Genomic DNA, 21,631 nt, shown 5'->3' with positions numbered 1-21,631 from the left:
TAGCCGAGTTTCTTCATGAACGTGAAATCCGAATAATCATATTAAGGTGTGTGAAAATATTCGGTAATAGGGTAAAAAAACCTTGATTTCAATATGCGGATACGAAAAAAATATGTTATGATCTCTTTGTGGCTTAACGACAAGCGGATAAAGAGGATCAAAGGAGAAAGAAAATGAAAAGAAGAACAGCAAGAGAAAAAGCTTTGCAGGCACTATTTCAAATTGATGTCAGCGATATTGCAGTGAATGAAGCCATAGAACACGCACTGGATGAAGAAAAAACAGATCCTTTCTTTGAACAGCTTGTACACGGGGTATTGGAACACCAAGACCAGCTGGATGAAATGATCTCCAAGCATCTGGTGAATTGGAAGCTCGATCGGATTGCCAATGTTGACCGTGCGATTTTGCGCCTGGCAGCATATGAAATGGCATATGCCGAAGACATTCCGGTGAATGTCTCCATGAACGAAGCGATTGAGCTGGCAAAACGGTTTGGTGATGACAAAGCGACAAAGTTTGTAAACGGGGTTCTTTCTAACATTAAATCTGATATTGAACAATCATAGGAGGAAAGAAAATGACTGCAACAATCATCGACGGAAAAGAAACGGCTAGAGAAAAACGCGAACAATTGGCAAAAGAGGTAGAAGAGCTTAAAAAGCAAGGCGTCACTCCCGGACTGGCGGTTATTTTGATTGGAGATGATCCTGCTTCTCACTCTTACGTGCGAGGAAAGAAAAAAGCGGCAGAAACAATGGGAATGAATTTCAAGCTCGATCAATTTGACAGCAGCCTCACAGAAGCTGAACTGCTTTCCATTATTGATCAATATAACCAAGACCCTGAGTTTCATGGCATTCTCGTTCAGCTTCCGCTCCCAGACCATATTTCTGAAAAAGCGGTGATCGAACGTATCTCCCCTGATAAAGATGTAGACGGTTTTCATCCGTTAAACGTAGGGAAAATGCTGCTTGGCGAAGATACGTTTCTTCCTTGCACGCCTCATGGAATTGTTGAGCTTTTGAAGAAAACCAATATTGACCTTTCCGGTAAAGAGGTTGTTGTAGTCGGCCGAAGCAACATTGTCGGCAAACCTGTCGGCCAGCTTTTATTAAATGAAAACGCGACGGTTACTTACTGTCATTCAAGAACAGAAAATATTACTGAACATACGAAAAAAGCGGACATCCTGGTGGTGGCAGTCGGCAGAGCCAACTTCATCAGTGCAGACCAGATCAAAGAGGGCGCTGTTGTCATTGACGTCGGCGTTAACCGTCTGGAAAACGGAAAGCTTTGCGGAGACGTTGAATTTGAAGGGGCAAAGGAAAAAGCGTCCTTCATCACGCCGGTTCCGGGCGGAGTAGGTCCGATGACCATCACGATGCTTGCGCATAATACTGTTAAATCTGCGAAACGTACGTTATCATAGATAATTGGAGATATTCACAGGCGAAATGTTTGCCCGCCTTGAATATGAGCACGATACCCGCTTCTTCAGGCTCCTAAAGCCAGGGCGGGTTTTCTTTAGTTATGGTGCAGGAATGCTTAGGAGAGGAGTTTTTAGACATGGGTGAAGCAGCGTATGTGACCGTCTCAGCGCTGACAAAGTATATAAAACGAAAATTCGATGTAGATCCTCACCTTGAAAATATTTGGATTAAAGGCGAATTGTCGAATGTAAAGATACACACACGAGGGCATATTTATTTCACTTTAAAAGACGAAAACGCAAGAATGCAGTCGGTGATGTTCGCGAGACAAAGCGAGCGTCTGCCTTTTAAACCTGAAAACGGAATGAAAGTGCTGGTCAGAGGCGGAATTTCCGTATATGAACCGAGCGGAAACTATCAATTATATGCCAAAGAAATGCAGCCTGACGGGGTTGGAGCGCTTTATTTAGCGTACGAAGAATTAAAAAAGAAGCTTGCCGGAGAAGGTTTATTTGACGACCGCTACAAAAAACAAATCCCCGCATTTCCAGCCACAATCGGGGTTGTGACATCTCCAACGGGTGCCGCTGTCAGAGACGTTATTACAACTCTAAAAAGAAGATATCCACTTGTAAAAGTCATTGTTCTTCCAGCGCTCGTACAAGGTGAAAATGCGAGCAGATCCATCGTTACGCGTATTGAAGAGGCAAATGAAAAAGAGATTTGCGACGTATTAATTGTCGGGAGAGGCGGCGGTTCGATAGAAGAACTGTGGGCATTCAATGAAGAAATTGTAGCACGCGCCATCTTCGCTTCCAATATTCCGATTATATCGGCAGTCGGACATGAGACGGATTTTACGATTAGTGATTTTGTCGCCGATATCAGAGCTGCGACGCCGACAGGAGCAGCTGAGATTGCTGTGCCTCATACCACTGATTTAATCGAACGCACAAAAACAGCGGAAGTCAGAATGACAAGAGCAATGCAACAGCACCTCGGCCAGAAAAAAGAACGGATTCAAACGCTGCAATCGTCCTATGCCTTTCGTTTTCCAAAGCGTTTGTATGCGCAAAAAGAGCAGCAGTTTGACCTCGCGTACCAGCAGTTTCAAGCACAGCTGACCGCTCTTTTAGATCGGAAAAGCAGACAGCTGGAGCGTGAAACGTACAGATTAGAGGCACTGCATCCTCATGAACAGCTGAAACAAGCGAGAACACGATACCAGGAACAAACAAATCAGCTGAGAAAAAATATGAATATCCAAATGAAGCAGCTGCATTCCCAATTTCAAACCGTTCTTGGCAAGCTGAATGCACTAAGTCCTCTTCAAGTGATGGAAAGAGGATACAGCTTGGCTTATAAAGAAGATAAACTCATTAAAAGTGTCAGTCAAATAGAAGAGCAGGACCGGCTTGAAGTCAAGCTGAAGGATGGCGTGCTGACCTGTGAAGTATTAGAAAAGAGAGGGGAAGAAAAATGACAGACGTGAAAAAAAATGAAAACATGACATTTGAAGAAGCGATGAAAGGGCTTGAGAGCATTGTATCAAAGCTTGAAGAGGGAGATGTGCCTCTAGAGCAAGCCATTAACTATTTCCAAGAAGGCATGGCTCTGTCAAAAATGTGCCATGAAAAGCTGCAAAAAGTCGAAAAGCAAATGGACTTCATTTTAAAAGAAGACGGCGAACTGGCACCTTTCAGTGTTCAGGAGGAAGACGAAGGTGACAAATAAATTAACGAGCTTTCTGGCGGACCGGAAAAAAACAATTGAAAATCAGCTTTCTGTCTATACAGAAAAGCTTGATATGCCGGACTCATTAAAGAAATCTATGCTATATTCTCTACAGGCCGGCGGAAAGCGGTTGCGGCCTCTGATTGTACTGGCTGTTTTAAATGCATATGGAAAAAGCGAAAAAGACGGCATTCCGGTGGGCTGTGCTGTCGAAATGATTCACACGTATTCGTTAATTCATGATGATCTTCCATGCATGGATGATGACGATTTGCGCCGCGGGAAGCCGACAAACCATAAAGTGTTTGGTGAAGCGACGGCAGTATTAGCGGGTGACGGGCTGCTCACAGAAAGCTTTAAGCTGATTACCTCCCACGTGTCAGACGAGGTGTCAGCAGAAAAGCGCCTGCGGCTTGTGAATGAACTGATTTCAGCGGCAGGCACCGAAGGCATGGTCGGTGGGCAAGTAGCTGATATGGAAGCGGAAAACCGACAAGTCACGCTTGAAGAGCTCGAATCCATTCATGAACGGAAAACTGCCAAGCTCCTTGGCTTTTGTGTAATCGCCGGTGCTATTTTGGCTGATGCGCCTGAGGAAGACATTGAAACACTGCGTACCTTCAGCAGCCACATTGGAATCGGATTTCAAATCAGAGACGATATTTTAGATTTAGAAGGCAGTGAAGAGAAAATCGGCAAACGTGTCGGCTCGGATACCACAAATGACAAATCGACATACCCGTCGCTTCTTTCATTGGAAGGGGCCAAACATAAATTGGATGTTCATATAAAAGAGGCGAAGCGATTGATCGGCGGACTCTCTCTTCAAAAAGACCTTTTATATGAGCTTTGTGATTTAATTGCGGCAAGAGATCACTAAAACGATCCTAATTTGAAGCGGCTGCACGAGGTATGGTAAAATGTAAGCAGTTTATATGAAAAATGAAAAGGAAAAGCGCGTTTGTCTTTTTTTATGTCTGAGATTATTGTCAGCTCGGCATGCAAAAGACATGTATCATTGCAGAAATTCATGCTGAAAGTGAGTTGATCCGCTTTGGATCTTTTATCAATACAGGACCCGTCGTTTTTAAAAAACATGTCCATTGATGAATTAGAGAAATTAAGTGATGAAATCCGTCAGTTTTTAATTACAAGTTTATCCGCTTCCGGCGGCCACATCGGCCCAAACTTAGGTGTCGTAGAGCTTACTGTTGCCCTGCATAAGGAATTTAACAGCCCGAAAGACAAATTTTTATGGGATGTAGGCCATCAGTCGTATGTCCATAAGCTGCTGACAGGACGCGGAAAAGAATTTGCGACGCTTCGCCAGTACAAAGGGCTTTGCGGATTTCCAAAGCGGAGTGAAAGCGAGCACGATGTTTGGGAAACCGGGCACAGCTCGACTTCTCTGTCAGGCGCGATGGGAATGGCAGCTGCCCGTGATATTAAAGGAACGGATGAATATATTATTCCGATCATTGGTGACGGCGCGCTGACCGGCGGTATGGCGCTCGAAGCCCTTAACCACATCGGCGACGAGAAAAAAGACATGATTGTCATCCTTAATGATAATGAAATGAGTATTGCGCCAAACGTCGGTGCCATTCACTCTATGCTCGGACGGCTCCGCACTGCGGGGAAATACCAGTGGGTCAAAGATGAGCTTGAATACTTATTTAAAAAGATTCCGGCAGTTGGGGGCAAGCTTGCCGCCACGGCGGAACGGGTCAAAGACAGCCTGAAATACATGCTCGTCTCCGGAATGTTTTTCGAGGAGCTCGGTTTTACGTATTTGGGCCCAGTGGACGGACATTCTTATCATGAGCTGATTGAGAATCTTCAATACGCCAAAAAAACGAAAGGCCCTGTTCTTCTGCACGTCATTACGAAAAAAGGGAAGGGGTACAAACCGGCTGAGACCGATACGATTGGGACATGGCATGGTACCGGACCATATAAAATTAATACCGGTGACTTTGTAAAGCCGAAAGCCGCAGCTCCTTCGTGGAGCGGTCTTGTCAGCGGAACTGTGCAGCGAATGGCGCGCGAGGACGGACGCATTGTAGCCATTACGCCGGCTATGCCTGTCGGTTCAAAGCTTGAAGGCTTCGCAAAGGAATTCCCTGACCGGATGTTCGACGTAGGAATCGCAGAACAGCATGCCGCAACAATGGCTGCAGCTATGGCAATGCAGGGTATGAAGCCGTTTTTGGCGATTTACTCAACCTTCCTGCAAAGGGCATATGACCAAGTTGTTCATGACATCTGCCGCCAAAACGCTAATGTGTTTATTGGAATTGACCGTGCAGGACTCGTTGGCGCTGATGGAGAGACACATCAAGGCGTGTTTGATATTGCGTTTATGCGCCACATTCCAAACATGGTCTTAATGATGCCGAAAGACGAAAATGAAGGCCAGCACATGGTTCATACAGCACTTAGCTATGACGAAGGCCCGATAGCAATGCGTTTTCCGCGCGGAAACGGACTCGGCGTAAAAATGGATGAACAGTTGAAAACGATTCCGATCGGTACGTGGGAGGTGCTGCGTCCAGGGAACGATGCTGTCATCTTAACATTCGGCACAACAATCGAAATGGCGATTGAAGCAGCCGAAGAGCTGCAGAAAGAAGGCCTTTCCGTGCGCGTTGTGAATGCGCGTTTTATTAAGCCGATTGATGAAAAGATGATGAAGAGTATCCTAAAAGAAGGCTTGCCAATTTTAACAATTGAAGAAGCGGTCTTAGAAGGCGGTTTCGGAAGCTCGATTTTAGAATTCGCTCATGATCAAGGTGAATATCATACTCCGATTGACAGAATGGGTATACCTGATCGGTTTATTGAACACGGAAGTGTAACAGCGCTTCTTGAGGAAATTGGACTGACAAAACAGCAGGTGGCAAATCGTATTAGATTACTGATGCCGCCAAAGACACACAAAGGAATTGGATCATGACGTCAAAGAAAGAACGATTAGATGTATTATTAGTGGAAAGAGGGCTGGCGGAAACGCGTGAAAAAGCCAAAAGAGCCATTATGGCGGGGGTCGTCTATTCAAACGAAAACCGCTTGGACAAGCCTGGAGAAAAAATTGACCGCGACCTTCCGTTAACTGTCAAAGGAAACCCGCTGAGGTATGTGAGCAGGGGCGGCTTAAAGCTCGAAAAAGCGTTGAAGGAATTTCCCGTCTCTGTCAAAGATAAAATTATGATTGATATTGGCTCCTCCACCGGCGGTTTTACGGACTGCGCTTTGCAAAATGGAGCTAAACAGTCATACGCTGTGGATGTAGGCTATAATCAGCTTGCATGGAAGCTTAGACAGGATGAACGGGTCGTCGTGATGGAACGGACGAACTTTCGTTATGCAACACCGGCAGACTTTACAAAGGGCATGCCGGAGTTTGCCACAATTGATGTGTCCTTTATTTCACTGCGGCTCATCCTGCCTGTCCTAAGGACTTTGCTCGTACCGGGCAGCGACTGCATGGCTTTAGTTAAGCCTCAGTTTGAAGCGGGACGGGAATCCGTCGGCAAAAAAGGGATTGTTAGAGATCCTAAAGTGCATGCTGATGTGCTCAAGCGAATGATCAGTTTTTCTGCCGCTGAAGGCTATATCTGTAAAGGCTTGTCATTTTCTCCAATCACGGGAGGAGACGGAAATATTGAGTTTCTCCTTCATTTGCATTGGCCGGGAGAGGGACAGGAAGGCCAGGAACTGCCGGAAGAAGAGATCATGCGCGTTGTAGAAGAAGCACATAAGACGTTAAAAGAAAAAAAAGCAGATGTACCGGAATAATAGGGCGCTATTATTCCTTTTTTCTGCATTCATGTACAATGTGCAGAGAATCATATAACATAAAAGAACAGATAAGCTTGGAAATAGAGGTGCTTACATGAACAAAGGCCAGAGGCATATTAAAATCAGAGAGATCATTACAAGCAATGAAATCGAAACGCAGGATGAATTGGTCGACATGCTAAAGCAGGATGGATACAAAGTAACGCAGGCCACGGTATCACGGGATATTAAAGAACTTCACCTTGTAAAAGTGCCTACAAATAATGGTTCTTACAAATACAGTCTTCCGGCGGACCAGCGTTTCAATCCGCTGTCAAAGCTAAAGCGGGCATTGATGGACGCATTTGTGAAAATAGACTCAGCAAGCCATATGATTGTGCTGAAAACGATGCCGGGCAATGCCCAGGCAATCGGGGCGCTGATGGACAATTTGGACTGGGATGAAATGATGGGGACCATTTGCGGAGATGATACGATTTTAATTATTTGCCGGACTCCTGAAGATACAGAAGGCGTAAAAAACAGGCTCCTTGAACTGCTGTAACAGAAAATCTAACAAAGATAAGAGGTGTAATGCTGTTTGTTAGCTGAACTATCGATTAAAAACTTTGCCATTATTGAGGAACTGACGGTTTCTTTTGAACGCGGGCTTACGGTTTTAACAGGAGAAACCGGAGCCGGCAAATCCATCATCATAGATGCCATTTCTCTTTTAGTCGGAGGCCGCGGATCATCTGAATTTGTTAGATATGGGGAAGCAAAAGCCGAACTTGAAGGGCTGTTTCTGTTGGAGAGCGGCCATCCTGTTTTAGGCGTATGCGCTGAGCAGGGAATCGACGTTTCAGACGAAATGATCGTCATGAGAAGGGATATCAGCACGAGCGGGAAAAGCGTTTGCCGTGTCAATGGCAAGCTTGTCACGATTGCTTCACTAAGAGAGATCGGCAGGCTTTTATTAGATATTCACGGGCAGCACGATAACCAGCTGTTAATGGAAGACGAAAATCATCTCCAGCTTTTGGACAAGTTTGCCGGGGCCGAAGTGGAAAGCGCGCTCAAAACGTATCAGGAAGGGTACCAGCGGTATGTGAAGCTGCTCAAAAAGCTTAAGCAGCTTTCTGAAAGCGAACAGGAAATGGCCCATCGTCTTGATCTTATTCAATTTCAGCTCGAAGAAATCGAATCGGCAAAGCTTGAGCTTAACGAAGATGAACAGCTCCAAGAAGAGCGCCAGCAAATTTCAAACTTTGAGAAGATATATGAGTCGCTGCAAAATGCATATAACGCGCTTCGCAGTGAGCAGGGCGGATTGGACTGGGTTGGAATGGCATCAGCGCAGCTTGAAGATATATCTGATATAAACGAACCGCTGAAAAAAATGTCTGAAAGTGTTTCGAACTCCTACTATTTGCTTGAGGATGCCACATTTCAGATGAGAAATATGCTGGATGAGCTTGAATTTGATCCGGAACGCCTGAACTATATTGAGACGCGACTTAATGAAATCAAACAGCTGAAACGAAAATACGGTGCCACTGTTGAAGACATTTTGGAATATGCTTCTAAAATTGAAGAAGAGATTGACCAAATTGAAAACAGGGACAGCCACCTTCAAAGCTTGAAAAAGGAGCTTGACTCCGTCGGCAAAGATGTCGCAGTGGAAGCGGCAAATGTGTCACAAATCCGAAAAACATGGGCGAAAAAGCTGGCTGATGAGATTCATCGGGAATTAAAAAGCCTGTACATGGAAAAATCAACTTTTGATACGGAATTTAAGGTCAGAACAGCGTCACGCAATGAAGAGGCGCCGCTTGTAAACGGCCAGCCCGTTCAGCTGACTGAACAAGGGATTGACCTGGTGAAGTTTTTAATTTCAACCAATACAGGCGAGCCGCTGAAATCCCTTTCGAAAGTCGCTTCAGGTGGAGAGCTGTCACGGGTGATGCTTGCCATAAAAAGCATTTTTTCCTCACAACAGGATGTGACATCGATCATTTTTGACGAGGTTGATACCGGTGTAAGCGGCAGGGTCGCACAGGCAATTGCTGAGAAGATCCATAAGGTGTCAATAGGATCACAAGTGCTGTGCATTACACACCTGCCTCAGGTGGCTGCCATGGCCGATACGCATCTTTATATTGCGAAGGAGTTAAAAGACGGCAGAACGACGACACGTGTCAAGCCGCTCTCTAAGCAGGAAAAGGTAGCGGAAATCGGGCGCATGATTGCAGGTGTCGAAGTAACCGACTTAACGAAACGCCATGCGAAAGAACTTTTAAAACAAGCGGATCAAGTCAAAACAACTGGGTAAGCTGCGCGAGAAGCGCAGCTTATTTTTTTCGTGCACATCCATTCGTTCATCAGTATATCCAATGTTTTTCTTCATATGACAGTTATAAATAAGCCGTCAGAAGGCAAAATTAAATGATGTAGCAGCAAGTCATAAAGAAGGTGTGGGATAGGAGCGAGGAGAGTGAAGTAGTGAATGCCCGATAACATCAGAAAAGCAGTAGGTTTAATTCTCCTTGTTTCGTTATTAAGTGTAGGTTTATGCAAACCGCTAAAAGAATATTTACTGATTCCAACGCAAATGAGAGTATTTGAAACCCAAACACAAGCGATTGAAACGAGTTTATCGGTAAACGCTCAGACATCAGAATCCTCAGAAGCGTTTACAGTAAAGAAAGATCCGCATGAAATCAAGGTGACGGGCAAAAAATCAGGTGAGTCAGAATTGGTATATGATCTTGCCGGATTTCCAATTAAAAAAACAAAAGTGCATGTTCTTCCTGATTTAAAAGTTATACCTGGCGGACAATCAATCGGTGTAAAACTTCATTCCGTCGGTGTTCTTGTCGTCGGATTTCATCAAATCAATACAAGTGAAGGCAAAAAATCTCCGGGAGAAACGGCAGGAATTGAAGCGGGCGACATCATTATTGAGATGAATGGACAGAAAATTGAAAAAATGAATGATGTAGCCCCATTTATTCAAAAGGCTGGGAAAACTGGTGAATCTTTAGATTTACTGATCAAACGTGATAAACAGAAAATCAAAACGAAGCTGATTCCAGAAAAGGATGAAGGAGAAGGCAAATACAGAATCGGGTTATATATCAGAGATTCTGCTGCCGGCATCGGCACTATGACCTTTTATGAACCGAAAACAAAAAAATACGGAGCACTTGGCCACGTGATTTCCGATATGGATACAAAGAAACCAATTGTAGTGGAGAATGGAGAAATTGTTAAATCCACTGTAACATCAATTGAAAAAGGGACAGGCGGTAATCCGGGAGAAAAACTGGCGCGATTTTCCTCAGAACGCAAAACGATCGGGGATATTAACAGAAACAGCCCGTTTGGGATTTTCGGCACACTGCATCAGCCGATTCAAAACAACATATCAGATCAAGCATTGCCGGTTGCGTTTTCTACCGAAGTCAAAAAAGGGCCGGCTGAAATTTTAACCGTTATTGATGATGACAAAGTAGAAAAATTCGATATTGAAATCGTCAGCACAACGCCGCAAAAATTCCCTGCGACAAAAGGAATGGTGTTGAAAATTACCGATCCAAGGCTGTTGAAAGAAACAGGAGGCATCGTACAGGGGATGAGCGGAAGCCCGATTATTCAAAATGGAAAAGTGATCGGTGCTGTCACCCATGTATTTGTAAATGACCCGACAAGCGGTTACGGTGTTCATATTGAATGGATGCTGTCAGAAGCAGGAATCGATATTTATGGAAAAGAAAAAGCAAGCTGACTGCCGGAGTTTCCGGCAGTTTTTTTATTTTGATCCCTCTTCACTTCTCAGAATACATACGGTAAAATATACAAAAGAAGATTTTTCGACAAATTCACGTTTCCTTGTTTGTCAAATTTCATTTTTAGTCGAAAAACAGAGAAAAACATAGAATAACAAAGATATGCCACTAATATTGATGATTATGATTTTTTTAGAGGGTATATAGCGGTTTTGTCGAATGTAAACATGTAGCAAGGGTGAATCCTGTTAACTACATTTGGGGAGGAAGAAACGTGGAGAAAATTAAAGTTTGTGTTGCTGATGATAATCGAGAGCTGGTAAGCCTGTTAAGTGAATATATAGAAGGACAGGAAGACATGGAAGTGATCGGCGTTGCTTATAACGGACAGGAATGCCTGTCGCTGTTTAAAGAAAAAGATCCCGATGTGCTCGTATTAGATATTATTATGCCGCATTTAGACGGACTTGCGGTTTTAGAGAGGCTGAGGGAATCAGATCTGAAAAAACAGCCGAATGTCATTATGCTGACAGCCTTTGGACAGGAAGATGTCACGAAAAAGGCCGTCGATTTAGGCGCGTCCTACTTTATTCTCAAACCGTTTGATATGGAAAACCTTGTCGGCCATATCCGCCAGGTCAGCGGAAATGCCAGCAGTGTGACGCATCGTGCGCCATCATCGCAAAGCAGTATTATACGCAGCAGCCAGCCTGAACCAAAGAAGAAAAATCTCGACGCGAGCATCACAAGCATTATCCATGAAATCGGCGTCCCAGCCCATATTAAAGGCTATCTCTATCTGCGCGAAGCAATCTCAATGGTATACAATGACATCGAATTGCTCGGCAGCATTACAAAAGTCCTCTATCCGGACATCGCCAAAAAATTTAACACAACCGCAAGCCGTGTAGAAAGAGCGATCCGCCATGCAATTGAAGTGGCATGGAGCAGAGGAAACATTGATTCCATTTCCTCGTTGTTTGGTTATACTGTCAGCATGACAAAAGCTAAACCGACAAATTCGGAATTCATTGCAATGGTTGCGGATAAGCTGAGATTAGAACATAAGGCTTCTTAAACATGAGCTTATTAAGTGGTCATTAAATCAAACGTCTTTTATTTATTAGTTTGCGCTGATAAATAGGAGGCGTTTTGTTTTGGGGACATTTGTAGTATGGGAGAAGAATATTAAGTATCCGCATATAGTAAAGGATAGGTTTGAAAAGTAAGGAAAGCAAATGGCGGTATTACCTGCACTCTTGGTCCATTCATACATCTTATAGGATCACGAAGCATGATCGACCCTAAATGTGTCCGTTATAAAATGAAACCTTTCTCCTGCAAAATCGTAAGTAAGGCGTATTCATGTAAAAAGGAGACGTACGAATGAAAAAGAAAAAAGCAAGAAAGCGTGAGGGGTTTTTCCTGGATTTTCTTTTCGAAGTTGGTGGGGAGCTCTTTCTTTTGCTGTTTAGATGTGTACACAAACTATTTATATAAAGGGAAAAAGACTGCCGAATCGTTTCGGCAGTCTTTTGCACATTAATCTTTATAAGGCACCCAGCCTGGCGTGTTCACAATTGCTTTCCAAAGCGGTTCAGGCAAATGATATTTTTCTTTATCTGTGCCTTTGATCACTGTTTCGATTTGCTTTTCACGGCCTTCTTTTACTTTTACCGTCCAGTTAGGGTCAACTAGAATTTCGCGTCCCATAGCGACTAACGGAATACCGTTTTCGATGACGGCAAGCGCGTCATCAGCGGAATGGATGGAACCGACGGCGATCAGCGGCACTTTGTTTCCGACACGTTCATTCAATAAGTCCATGCGTGTGCGAGTCGGATCTGCACCGCGGCGCGCTTTTGAGTTCACGTCCATCAGTGAGATATGAAGATAATCCAATTCTTTATCCCCTAAAGCATCAACAAGCGTATAAGTTTCAGTCATTGTCAATCCCGGTGTCTCAGGTTCTTCCGGAGACAGGCGGTATCCGACTAAGAACGCACCCTTCGCATGTTCTGAAGCGGCTTTTTTCACTTCATCGACAATAGCGAGCGGGAAGGCTAATCGTTTTTCATCGCTTCCTCCCCAGCGATCCGTGCGCTGGTTGGTTTTCGGAGAATAAAACTGCTGAATTAAGTAGCCGTTTGCACCGTGAATTTCGACACCGTCAAAGCCCGCTTCAATGGCACGTCTTGTCGCTTCTCCAAACGCCTTCACAATGTTTTCCACTTCTTCTTCTTTTAATGCGCGAGCAATTTGTTTGCCGTTATCAAACACGTCACTTGGCCCCACAACATCTTGTTGAGGAACAAGCTCAGACGGGCACTCAATACCGCCGTGATGAATTTGTACAACAGCTTTAGCGCCTTGTGCCTGAATGGCTTGTGCTAACTTTTTTAAACCTGGAATGTTGGAATCGTCATGGATGGCCGGCTGCCCGGGGAATGCTTTTCCGTCCGGTGTAACATTTGCGCAGGCTGTAATCACCATTCCCATCTCTTTTGAACGGGGGATGATGTAGTCGAGCTCCGCTTCAGATATTGTACCGTCTTCATTAGAAGCGTAATGAGTCATCGGTGCTACTGCGATCCGGTTGTCGATTGTAACGCCGCTTTTAAACGTAAATGGTTCAAACAGAGGCTTATACTTAGGATTCATTTGATCATCTTCTTTCGTTTGGATTCGCACATATTCTAGCCTATATGTAAAAATTAATGCAATTGATCTGCTTTACCGACTGAATATCTTGAGTGCAGAGTGATGTTTTCGCCGCTCTTTTTCGGGGCCTTTGTAGCCGCCGCTGATTTGGTGGCCGATGGAGCATGTGATGACAGCTGCCGCCAGCAGCAGAACGAATTTTTTCATGGCTTTAACTTCTTTCAATAAAGTAAATATCCTTTAAAAGGTTACGCTTGGCTGACCCACCCGTCAAACGATTTGCTCACCCTATTCTCAAATTTTTTAAAATGAATAAAAAGTTGCTTCTTTCCGCTAATTTTTTCTAATTGACGCCTCAATTAGAGCCATCCTCATAGACAAATCTGCTCGTTATCTTTCTAACAACAGGAAATGATCGGGTCGTATAGCCCTTTTGAAAATCATGGAACTTGCTCGCCTGCATTCGCGTTGTCTTTACAAATTCGCCATTCTGGTCAAAGATAAAAGCCAAACATCAGGAAGAGGTGGTCATGTGAAACAAACGGTTCTTTTGCTGTTTACTGCGCTCTTTCTTTCGGGGTGCAGTGTTGCAAGTGCGGATGACTCAGTGCCAAGGTTTACCGAAGAGGGAAAATACATTGGCTCGGCTGATCCTCATACGATTGCGGTTTCTCTTAATGGAGAAGAAACCATGATACAAGTTCCGAAGGATAAACGTGATGAATGTGAATCACTGCCAGATCAGACACATGTCCTGGTGAAATATACAAAGAAGGATAATGGAACTTTACAGCTGGAAGATATTCAGCTGCGAAAGAACTCGTGACCGGAGGGAGTAAGTTGAGAATGTTATGGAGGAGCTTGGCGCTGTGCGGATTGGCTTTGACGCTCGCGCCTTGTGCACAGGCAGCAGAGCCGATAGAAGGGAAAACAGTGTATATTGATGCCGGACACGGCGGTGAAGACAGTGGAGCGGTCGGAAACGGGCTCTTTGAAAAGGATATTAATTTGGCTGTCTCAGAGCATGTGACAGACAAACTAAAAGAGGAGGGAGCCAATCCTGTTGCATCCCGGTCTGACGATCATTTTCTGACCTTGGAGGAAAGAGTGGCTAAGGCAAGTGCCAATCAGGCTGACCTTTTTGTCAGCATTCATGTGAATTCAGGGGTTGCTTCAGCTTCAGGAACAGAAACGTATTTTCAATCTGATTATGAAGGGGAGAACAGCCGGCGTCTGGCATCCGATATTCAGTCACAGCTCGTTTCATCCTTACAAACGAGAGACAGGGGCGTGAAAGAATCAGACTTTTACGTCATTACATATTCACAAATGCCAAGTGTGTTGGCGGAGCTTGGGTTTATCACTAACAGTTCTGATGCGGACAAGCTGGGAAGTGAAGAATACCAGCAAAAGGCCGCAGATGCGATTGTCAACGGCATTGATTCTTATTATGATCAGTAGATTGATACAGCCTTAATCCTAGAGTGGAGCCGACAAAATAAGTATAATGGAGAAAACTTTAGGGTTTGAGGTGAAACGATGACAAAGATTTTTGCCCACCGGGGGGCATCAGGTCAATTTCCCGAAAATACAATGCTTGCATTTGAAAAAGGAATTGAAGCCGGAGCGGATGGGATAGAGCTTGATGTACAGCTGACGAAAGAAGGACGCATTGTTGTGATTCATGATGAAAGACTTAATCGCACGACATCACTTAAAGGATTCGTGAAGGATACAGCCTATGATGAGGTAAAGACTGCGAATGCGGCCGCTGGTCACGATCAAGCGTACAGCGATATAAAAGTGCCGCTGCTAGAAGATGTGCTCTCGTGGGCGGTAAAAAAGGATTTTCTCATCAACATTGAATTAAAAAACAGCGTGATCCGCTATGAGGGAATGGAAGAAAAAGTGCTGGAGGCAGTGAAGCGATTCAATGTAGAGGACAGAGTCATCCTATCCACGTTTAATCATGACAGCTTGGCGCTATGCGCCCGGCTTGCGCCGCATATCGAACGGGCAGTATTAACTTCAGATGTGCTTTATCAGGCAGATCGATATATCGCGTCTATTCCGGCTTCCGGCTATCACCCGAAGTTAAACAGCCCAGGGGTCACAGATGAAGTGCTGAAGAAAATGAGGAACAGTTCGATTAAGGTAAGGCCGTATACAGTCAATCGTCCGGAAGATATGAAGTGTCTCATTGAAGCGGGAGCAGACGGCATGTTTACCGACTTTCCAGAAAAGGCTTCGGCATTGCTGAAAAATGAATAGTTGTTAGAAGGAGGCTGTTTGATGCAGCCTTCTTTTTTCATTCATTCATGCCCTTTTCAAAGCATACATTCATAGAAGACAACTAGAAATTGTAAGCGCTGTCTATCTTCTGAATGAGGTGAAACCATGAGGAAAACAGTCATTGTAAGTGCTGCAAGAACTCCATTTGGCAAATTCGGCGGAGTTTTGAAAGAGGTGAAAGCTGCTGAGCTTGGGGGCATTGTGATGAAGGAGGCGCTGCAACGGGCTGGAGTCTCTGGAGATGATGTAGAAGGAAACGTCATGGGCATGGTTGTCCAGGCCGGCTCAGGGCAGATACCTTCCCGTCAAGCTGCCCGTCTGGCGGGAATGCCTTGGAGTGTGCCGTCAGAAACACTGAATAAAGTCTGTGCTTCCGGCCTTCGTGCTGTCACTTTATGTGATCAAATGATTCGGGCGCAGGATGCGAACATACTTGTTGCGGGGGGAATGGAAAGCATGAGCAATATTCCGTATGCCGTTCCCGCCGGGCGCTGGGGAGCACGGATGGGGGACGGCGAGCTTAGGGACTTAATGGTGTATGACGGATTAACGTGCGCATTTGACGAGGTGCACATGGCTGTTCACGGAAATATAGCTGCCATGGAATATGCAATCTCACGAAGAGAGCAGGACGAATGGGCGTTGAGAAGTCATGCAAGGGCAGCTAAGGCCGCCGATGAAGGGAAGTTTCAGGATGAAATTGTTCCTGTCAACTGGATCGGTCGAAAAGGAAAACCAAACGTTGTTGATAAAGATGAAGCGATTCGCCGTGACACAAGTCTGGATCAGCTCGCGAAACTTGCTCCTATTTATGCAAGTGACGGTTCTATCACAGCCGGCAATGCTCCTGGAGTCAATGACGGAGCCGGCGCGTTCGTGCTGATGTCTGAGGAAAAAGCTGCTGAGCTTGGCAAACGGCCTCTGGCTACAATTCTTGGTTTTTCAACTACGGGAATGCCAGCGCACGAGCTGGCGGCAGCGCCGGGATTTGCCATTAACAAGCTCCTGAAAAAGAACGGTTTAACTGTCCAAGATATTGACTTGTTTGAAGTAAATGAAGCTTTTGCTTCAGTTGTTTTGACATGTGAAAAAATCGTAGGTTTCGATCTTGAAAAAGTAAATGTAAATGGCGGTGCGATCGCGCTCGGCCATCCGATCGGCGCGAGCGGGGCGAGAATTCTCATGACGCTTGTTTATGAATTAAAGCGGCGGGGAGGGGGGCTGGGCGTTGCCGCTATTTGCAGCGGGGCAGCACAGGGAGACGCCGTCTTAGTGCAGGTTCATTAAAACATGATGAAAAAGGGGATTTGAATGGAAATCAAACAAATCATGGTAGCTGGCGCAGGTCAGATGGGAAGCGGAATTGCTCAAACAGCTGCCGACGCGGGCTTTTATGTGCGGATGTATGATGTGAATCCAGAGGCCGCTGAGGCAGGATTGAAACGGCTGAAGAAACAGCTGGACCGTGATGCTGAGAAAGGAAAAAGGACCGTGACGGAAGTGAAGAGCGTAATCAGCCGCATTTCGATTTCTCAAACGCTTGAGGAGGCAGAGCATGCGGACATTGTGATTGAGGCTATCGCAGAAAACATGGCGGCAAAAACTGAGATGTTTAAAACACTTGATCGCATGTGCCCGCCTCATACGATTTTGGCCAGCAATACATCTTCCTTGCCTATTACAGAAATCGCTGCTGTAACAAGCCGGCCTCAACGGGTTATTGGCATGCATTTTATGAATCCCGTCCCTGTAATGAAGCTGGTTGAAGTGATTCGCGGCTTGGCTACATCAGAAGAAACGGCCTTAGATGTTATGGCATTAGCGGAAAAGATGGGGAAAACAGCGGTAGAAGTCAATGATTTTCCTGGGTTTGTTTCCAACCGTGTGCTTCTTCCAATGATTAATGAAGCCATCTATTGCGTGTATGAGGGAGTGGCGAAGCCGGAGGCAATAGACGAAGTGATGAAGCTGGGCATGAATCATCCGATGGGTCCGCTTGCATTAGCGGATTTTATCGGACTGGATACGTGTTTATCAATTATGGAAGTCCTTCACTCAGGCCTTGGCGATTCCAAATACCGTCCATGCCCGCTGCTCCGCAAGTATGTCAAAGCAGGCTGGCTTGGCAAAAAGAGCGGACGCGGTTTTTATGACTATGAGGAGAGGACTTCCTGAAGTCTATTCCATCCGGGGGTGGCCGAGTTGCATGTAACGCAAGAGCAAGTCATGATGCGAAAAATGGTGCGTGATTTTGCACGAAAAGAAATTGCTCCCGCTGCGGAAATCATGGAGAAAACGGACGAATTTCCCTTTCAGCTGATCAAAAAAATGGGTGAACACGGACTGATGGGAATACCGGTGCCGGAACAATACGGCGGTGCCGGGGCGGACGTTGTTTCTTATATTTTGGCGATTCATGAGATTTCTAGAATCAGTGCGGCTGTCGGCGTGATACTCTCCGTTCATACCTCAGTCGGCACAAATCCAATTCTGTATTTCGGCAACGAAGAACAAAAGATGAAATATATACCAAAGCTCGCGTCAGGAGACCATTTGGGCGCATTTGCACTAACGGAGCCTCACTCGGGGTCGGATGCCGGGAGCCTCCGCACAACAGCAATCAAAAAGAACGGCAAATATCTATTAAACGGATCGAAAATATTCATAACGAATGGCGGAGCAGCTGATATCTATATCACATTTGCTTTAACAGCTCCAGATCAAGGCAGGCACGGAATTTCGGCTTTTATTGTTGAAAAAAACACACCCGGTTTTACCGTTGGAAAAAAAGAAAGAAAGCTGGGGCTTTATGGCTCCAATACTACGGAACTGATTTTTGATAATGCAGAAGTGCCTGAAGCCAATTTGCTTGGCAAAGAGGGGGATGGCTTTCACATTGCCATGGCGAATTTAAATGTCGGCCGGATCGGCATTGCGGCACAGGCCCTCGGAATTGCAGAGGCGGCTCTTGAGCATGCCGTTGATTATGCGAAGCAGCGAGTGCAATTTGGAAGGCCGATCGCAGCCAATCAAGGCATATCATTTAAGCTGGCTGACATGGCGACTAGGGCAGAGGCGGCAAGACATCTTGTCTACCACGCCGCAGACCTTCATAACCGCGGCCTAAATTGTGGAAAAGAAGCGTCTATGGCTAAACAATTTGCTTCCGATGCAGCCGTGAAGGCAGCGTTAGACGCCGTTCAAATTTATGGAGGATATGGCTATATGAAGGATTATCCGGTTGAGCGCTTGCTTCGCGATGCAAAGGTGACGCAAATCTATGAAGGGACGAACGAGATTCAAAGACTGATTATTTCTAAGTATTTGCTTGGCGGAACCTGATAGACAAAAAACGCATAAACGGAGGTTGAGGATATGGAGGAGAAACAGCAATATTCTCCAGGGTTGGACGGTGTGATTGCGGCAGAAACTCATATTTCTTATCTTGACACGCAGTCCAGCCAGATTTTGATAAGAGGCTATGATTTAATAGAACTTTCTGAAACAAAAAGCTATCTGGAGCTTGTCCATTTATTGCTGGAGGGCAGGCTGCCAGAAGAAAGTGAAATGGAGACGCTGGAACGTAAAATAAACAGTGCCGCAAGCCTGCCTGCTGATCATCTCCGTCTGCTTGAGCTGCTCCCTGAGGACACTCATCCAATGGATAGTCTGCGTACCGGCCTGTCGGCACTTGCTGGCTATGATCGGCAAATTGATGATCGGTCTCCTTCCGCAAACAAAGAACGCGCCTATCAGCTTCTTGGGAAAATGCCTGCCCTCACTGCTGCCAGCTACAGGATCATTAATAAGAAAGAACCGATTCTTCCGCTTCATACCTTATCCTACAGTGCGAATTTTCTATACATGATGACAGGGAAATTGCCGTCTTCATTGGAAGAACAGATTTTTGACCGGTCGCTCGTCCTGTATAGTGAGCATGAGATGCCGAATTCAACCTTTGCGGCCAGGGTCATTGCATCTACACATTCAGATCTTTATGGGGCTTTGACTGGGGCTGTCGCTTCCCTGAAAGGGAATCTTCACGGAGGAGCAAACGAAGCTGTGATGTATTTGCTTTTGGAGGCAAAAACGACATCTGATTTTGAGCAGCTTCTGCAAACAAAACTGAAAAGAAAAGAAAAAATCATGGGCTTCGGCCACCGGGTGTATATGAAAAAAATGGACCCAAGAGCACTCATGATGAAAGAGGCGCTGCAGCAATTATGCGATAAAGCCTGTGACCATCGTTTATATGAGATGTGTGAAGCGGGTGAGCGGCTGATGGAGAAGGAAAAAGGGCTTTACCCGAATTTGGATTACTATGCTGCCCCGGTGTATTGGATGCTCGGCATACCGATTCCTTTATATACGCCGGTCTTTTTCAGCGCGAGAACGTCCGGTTTATGCGCCCATGTGATCGAACAGCATGCCAATAATCGGCTCTTCCGTCCCCGTGTCAGTTACATGGGCCCGCGATATCAAACAAAATCATGAAAGGAGCTGGTAGAATGCCGAAAACGGATCGTGTAATCGTAGAAATCACAGACTATGTGCTTGAAAAAGAGATTACTAGTACCGAAGCGTATACTACAGCGGGGCATGTATTGCTGGATACCCTGGGCTGCGGGATCTTGGCGCTACGGTATCCGGAATGCACAAAGCTGCTTGGCCCGATTGTTCCAGGAACGACTGTGCCGAATGGAAGCAAAGTGCCGGGAACGTCATATGTTCTCGATCCTGTGAGGGCAGCGTTTAATATCGGCTGCATGATTCGCTGGCTCGATTACAACGATACGTGGCTGGCGGCGGAGTGGGGGCATCCATCCGATAACTTGGGAGGAATCCTTGCCGCTGCTGATTATGTATCAAGAGTGAGGCTGTCTGAAGGAAAAGAGCCGTTAACAGTACGCGACGTACTTGAGATGATGATCAAAGCACACGAGATTCAAGGTGTGCTGGCGTTAGAAAACAGCTTAAATCGAGTTGGCCTTGACCATGTGCTGTTTGTCAAAGTTGCGACAACCGCTGTTGCGGCAAAGCTTTTGGGCGGCGGAAGAGAAGAAATCAAAAATGCGCTTTCGAATGCATGGATTGACAATGCAGCATTGAGGACATACCGCCATTCACCGAATACAGGCTCGCGTAAATCATGGGCGGCAGGAGATGCAACGAGCAGAGGTGTTCATTTGGCGCTGATGTCGTTAAAAGGGGAAATGGGTTATCCGACAGCCCTGAGTGCACCGGGTTGGGGGTTCCAAGACGTTTTATTCAATAAGAAAGAGATCAAGCTTGCCCGTCCGCTCGACGCTTATGTCATGGAAAATGTGTTATTTAAAGTGTCTTATCCTGCGGAATTTCACGCCCAGACAGCGGCGGAGTGCGCCGTCATTCTTCACCCGCAGGTAAAGAACCGGATTGACGAGATAGACCGAGTTGTCATCAGAACGCATGAATCCGCTATCCGTATCATTGATAAAAAAGGCCCGCTCCACAATCCGGCAGACCGTGATCACTGTCTCCAATACATTACAGCAATCGGTTTGCTTTTTGGTGATATCACCGCACAGCATTATGAAGCTGAAACAGCGAATGATCCGAGAATAGATAAACTTCGTGATAAAATGGAAGTGACTGAAAATAAAACATATACCGAGGATTATTTGAAGCCTGATAAACGCTCCATCTCAAATGCCGTTCAGGTTCATTTTAAAGATGGAACGAGCACGGAAATGGTGGAATGTGAGTTTCCCCTCGGCCATCGTTTTCGAAGAGAGGAAGCAGTGCCGAAACTGCTGGAAAAGTTTTCTGACAATCTCAAAACCCATTTTCCTGATAAACAGCACAAACACATTTATGAGCGCTGTACCAGCTATGAGACATTACAAACGATGCGCGTAAATGAATTCGTAGACATGTTCTGCATGTAAAAGGGGGATTTTGTTT

At 45.5% G+C, this 21,631-nt stretch carries 21 protein-coding genes; 19 read left to right on the top strand and 2 right to left on the bottom strand.

The window, feature by feature from the left end; genetic code table 11:
* Nucleotides 1-173 precede the first annotated feature (173 nt).
* The 11 genes from nusB (at nucleotide 174) to spo0A (ending at nucleotide 11,813) form a co-directional block, all read left to right on the top strand.
* Nucleotides 174-569, top strand: a complete 396-nt coding sequence (nusB, locus tag QF06_RS10350; RefSeq protein ID WP_003230256.1) for a transcription antitermination factor NusB — start codon at nucleotides 174-176, stop codon at nucleotides 567-569.
* Nucleotides 570-580: 11 nt separating this feature from the next.
* Nucleotides 581-1,432 (top strand): bifunctional methylenetetrahydrofolate dehydrogenase/methenyltetrahydrofolate cyclohydrolase FolD, encoded by an 852-nt coding sequence (folD, locus tag QF06_RS10345; protein WP_003230259.1) that lies wholly within the window; start codon nucleotides 581-583, stop codon nucleotides 1,430-1,432.
* Nucleotides 1,433-1,569: 137 nt separating this feature from the next.
* Nucleotides 1,570-2,916 carry an exodeoxyribonuclease VII large subunit gene (gene xseA, locus QF06_RS10340; protein WP_015251733.1) on the top strand — a complete coding sequence of 449 codons (1,347 nt, stop codon included), beginning with the start codon at nucleotides 1,570-1,572 and terminating at the stop codon, nucleotides 2,914-2,916.
* Nucleotides 2,913-3,167 carry an exodeoxyribonuclease VII small subunit gene (locus QF06_RS10335; protein ID WP_003226409.1) on the top strand — a complete coding sequence of 85 codons (255 nt, stop codon included), beginning with the start codon at nucleotides 2,913-2,915 and terminating at the stop codon, nucleotides 3,165-3,167. Before xseA ends, QF06_RS10335 begins: the two co-directional genes overlap by 4 nt.
* Nucleotides 3,157-4,047, top strand: coding sequence for a polyprenyl synthetase family protein (locus QF06_RS10330; protein ID WP_003230262.1), 891 nt, complete (start codon nucleotides 3,157-3,159; stop codon nucleotides 4,045-4,047). Before QF06_RS10335 ends, QF06_RS10330 begins: the two co-directional genes overlap by 11 nt.
* Nucleotides 4,048-4,221: 174 nt before the next feature.
* The gene (dxs, locus tag QF06_RS10325) at nucleotides 4,222-6,123 is read left to right on the top strand and encodes a 1-deoxy-D-xylulose-5-phosphate synthase (protein ID WP_003245985.1); all 1,902 of its coding nucleotides are present in this window, start codon (nucleotides 4,222-4,224) and stop codon (nucleotides 6,121-6,123) included.
* The gene (locus tag QF06_RS10320; RefSeq protein WP_043940165.1) at nucleotides 6,120-6,965 is read left to right on the top strand and encodes a TlyA family RNA methyltransferase; all 846 of its coding nucleotides are present in this window, start codon (nucleotides 6,120-6,122) and stop codon (nucleotides 6,963-6,965) included. The genes dxs and QF06_RS10320 overlap by 4 nt, the downstream gene beginning before the upstream one ends.
* A gap of 97 nt (nucleotides 6,966-7,062) precedes the next feature.
* Entirely contained in the window at nucleotides 7,063-7,512 is a 450-nt protein-coding gene (gene argR / locus QF06_RS10315; RefSeq protein WP_003230265.1) for an arginine repressor ArgR, read from the top strand.
* Between the two features lie 36 nt (nucleotides 7,513-7,548).
* A complete protein-coding gene (gene recN, locus QF06_RS10310) occupies nucleotides 7,549-9,279 on the top strand; it encodes a DNA repair protein RecN (protein ID WP_003230267.1) in 1,731 nt (576 codons plus the stop codon).
* A 174-nt stretch (nucleotides 9,280-9,453) separates the two neighbouring features.
* A complete protein-coding gene (spoIVB, locus tag QF06_RS10305) occupies nucleotides 9,454-10,734 on the top strand; it encodes a SpoIVB peptidase (RefSeq protein WP_004398697.1) in 1,281 nt (426 codons plus the stop codon).
* A 275-nt stretch (nucleotides 10,735-11,009) separates the two neighbouring features.
* Nucleotides 11,010-11,813, top strand: coding sequence for a sporulation transcription factor Spo0A (gene spo0A / locus QF06_RS10300; protein WP_003226427.1), 804 nt, complete (start codon nucleotides 11,010-11,012; stop codon nucleotides 11,811-11,813).
* A 464-nt stretch (nucleotides 11,814-12,277) separates the two neighbouring features.
* On the opposite strand, the gene QF06_RS10295 is transcribed toward spo0A, so the two are convergent.
* Nucleotides 12,278-13,396, bottom strand: coding sequence for an NADH-dependent flavin oxidoreductase (locus QF06_RS10295; protein ID WP_032726120.1), 1,119 nt, complete (start codon nucleotides 13,394-13,396; stop codon nucleotides 12,278-12,280).
* A gap of 72 nt (nucleotides 13,397-13,468) precedes the next feature.
* A complete protein-coding gene (locus QF06_RS21810; protein WP_014480226.1) occupies nucleotides 13,469-13,621 on the bottom strand; it encodes a hypothetical protein in 153 nt (50 codons plus the stop codon).
* A gap of 307 nt (nucleotides 13,622-13,928) precedes the next feature.
* On the opposite strand from QF06_RS21810, the gene QF06_RS10290 reads away from it, so the two are divergent.
* From QF06_RS10290 to QF06_RS10255, 8 genes are all read left to right on the top strand, one after another.
* Nucleotides 13,929-14,222 carry a lipoprotein gene (locus QF06_RS10290; protein ID WP_003230284.1) on the top strand — a complete coding sequence of 98 codons (294 nt, stop codon included), beginning with the start codon at nucleotides 13,929-13,931 and terminating at the stop codon, nucleotides 14,220-14,222.
* Nucleotides 14,223-14,236: 14 nt separating this feature from the next.
* Nucleotides 14,237-14,857 carry an N-acetylmuramoyl-L-alanine amidase family protein gene (locus QF06_RS10285; RefSeq protein ID WP_010886565.1) on the top strand — a complete coding sequence of 207 codons (621 nt, stop codon included), beginning with the start codon at nucleotides 14,237-14,239 and terminating at the stop codon, nucleotides 14,855-14,857.
* Between the two features lie 78 nt (nucleotides 14,858-14,935).
* Nucleotides 14,936-15,667, top strand: coding sequence for a glycerophosphodiester phosphodiesterase (locus QF06_RS10280; protein WP_041850009.1), 732 nt, complete (start codon nucleotides 14,936-14,938; stop codon nucleotides 15,665-15,667).
* A 126-nt stretch (nucleotides 15,668-15,793) separates the two neighbouring features.
* A complete protein-coding gene (locus QF06_RS10275; protein WP_041850008.1) occupies nucleotides 15,794-16,975 on the top strand; it encodes an acetyl-CoA C-acetyltransferase in 1,182 nt (393 codons plus the stop codon).
* A 24-nt stretch (nucleotides 16,976-16,999) separates the two neighbouring features.
* Nucleotides 17,000-17,863: a 3-hydroxybutyryl-CoA dehydrogenase gene (locus QF06_RS10270; protein WP_041850007.1), complete on the top strand. Its 864-nt coding sequence runs from the start codon at nucleotides 17,000-17,002 to the stop codon at nucleotides 17,861-17,863.
* Nucleotides 17,864-17,890: 27 nt separating this feature from the next.
* Nucleotides 17,891-19,030: an acyl-CoA dehydrogenase gene (locus tag QF06_RS10265; protein ID WP_032726112.1), complete on the top strand. Its 1,140-nt coding sequence runs from the start codon at nucleotides 17,891-17,893 to the stop codon at nucleotides 19,028-19,030.
* A 33-nt stretch (nucleotides 19,031-19,063) separates the two neighbouring features.
* Complete coding sequence (gene mmgD / locus QF06_RS10260; RefSeq protein ID WP_041850006.1) at nucleotides 19,064-20,182, top strand: citrate synthase; 1,119 nt, start codon at nucleotides 19,064-19,066, stop codon at nucleotides 20,180-20,182.
* A 14-nt stretch (nucleotides 20,183-20,196) separates the two neighbouring features.
* Nucleotides 20,197-21,615, top strand: coding sequence for a bifunctional 2-methylcitrate dehydratase/aconitate hydratase (locus QF06_RS10255; RefSeq protein WP_080332528.1), 1,419 nt, complete (start codon nucleotides 20,197-20,199; stop codon nucleotides 21,613-21,615).
* The last annotated feature ends 16 nt before the right edge of the window (nucleotides 21,616-21,631 follow it).

This window comes from Bacillus sp. YP1, assembly GCF_000877815.1.
Taxonomy (GTDB): Bacteria; Bacillota; Bacilli; order Bacillales; family Bacillaceae; genus Bacillus; species Bacillus subtilis.
This window is presented reverse-complemented; position numbering and strand designations above follow the sequence as displayed.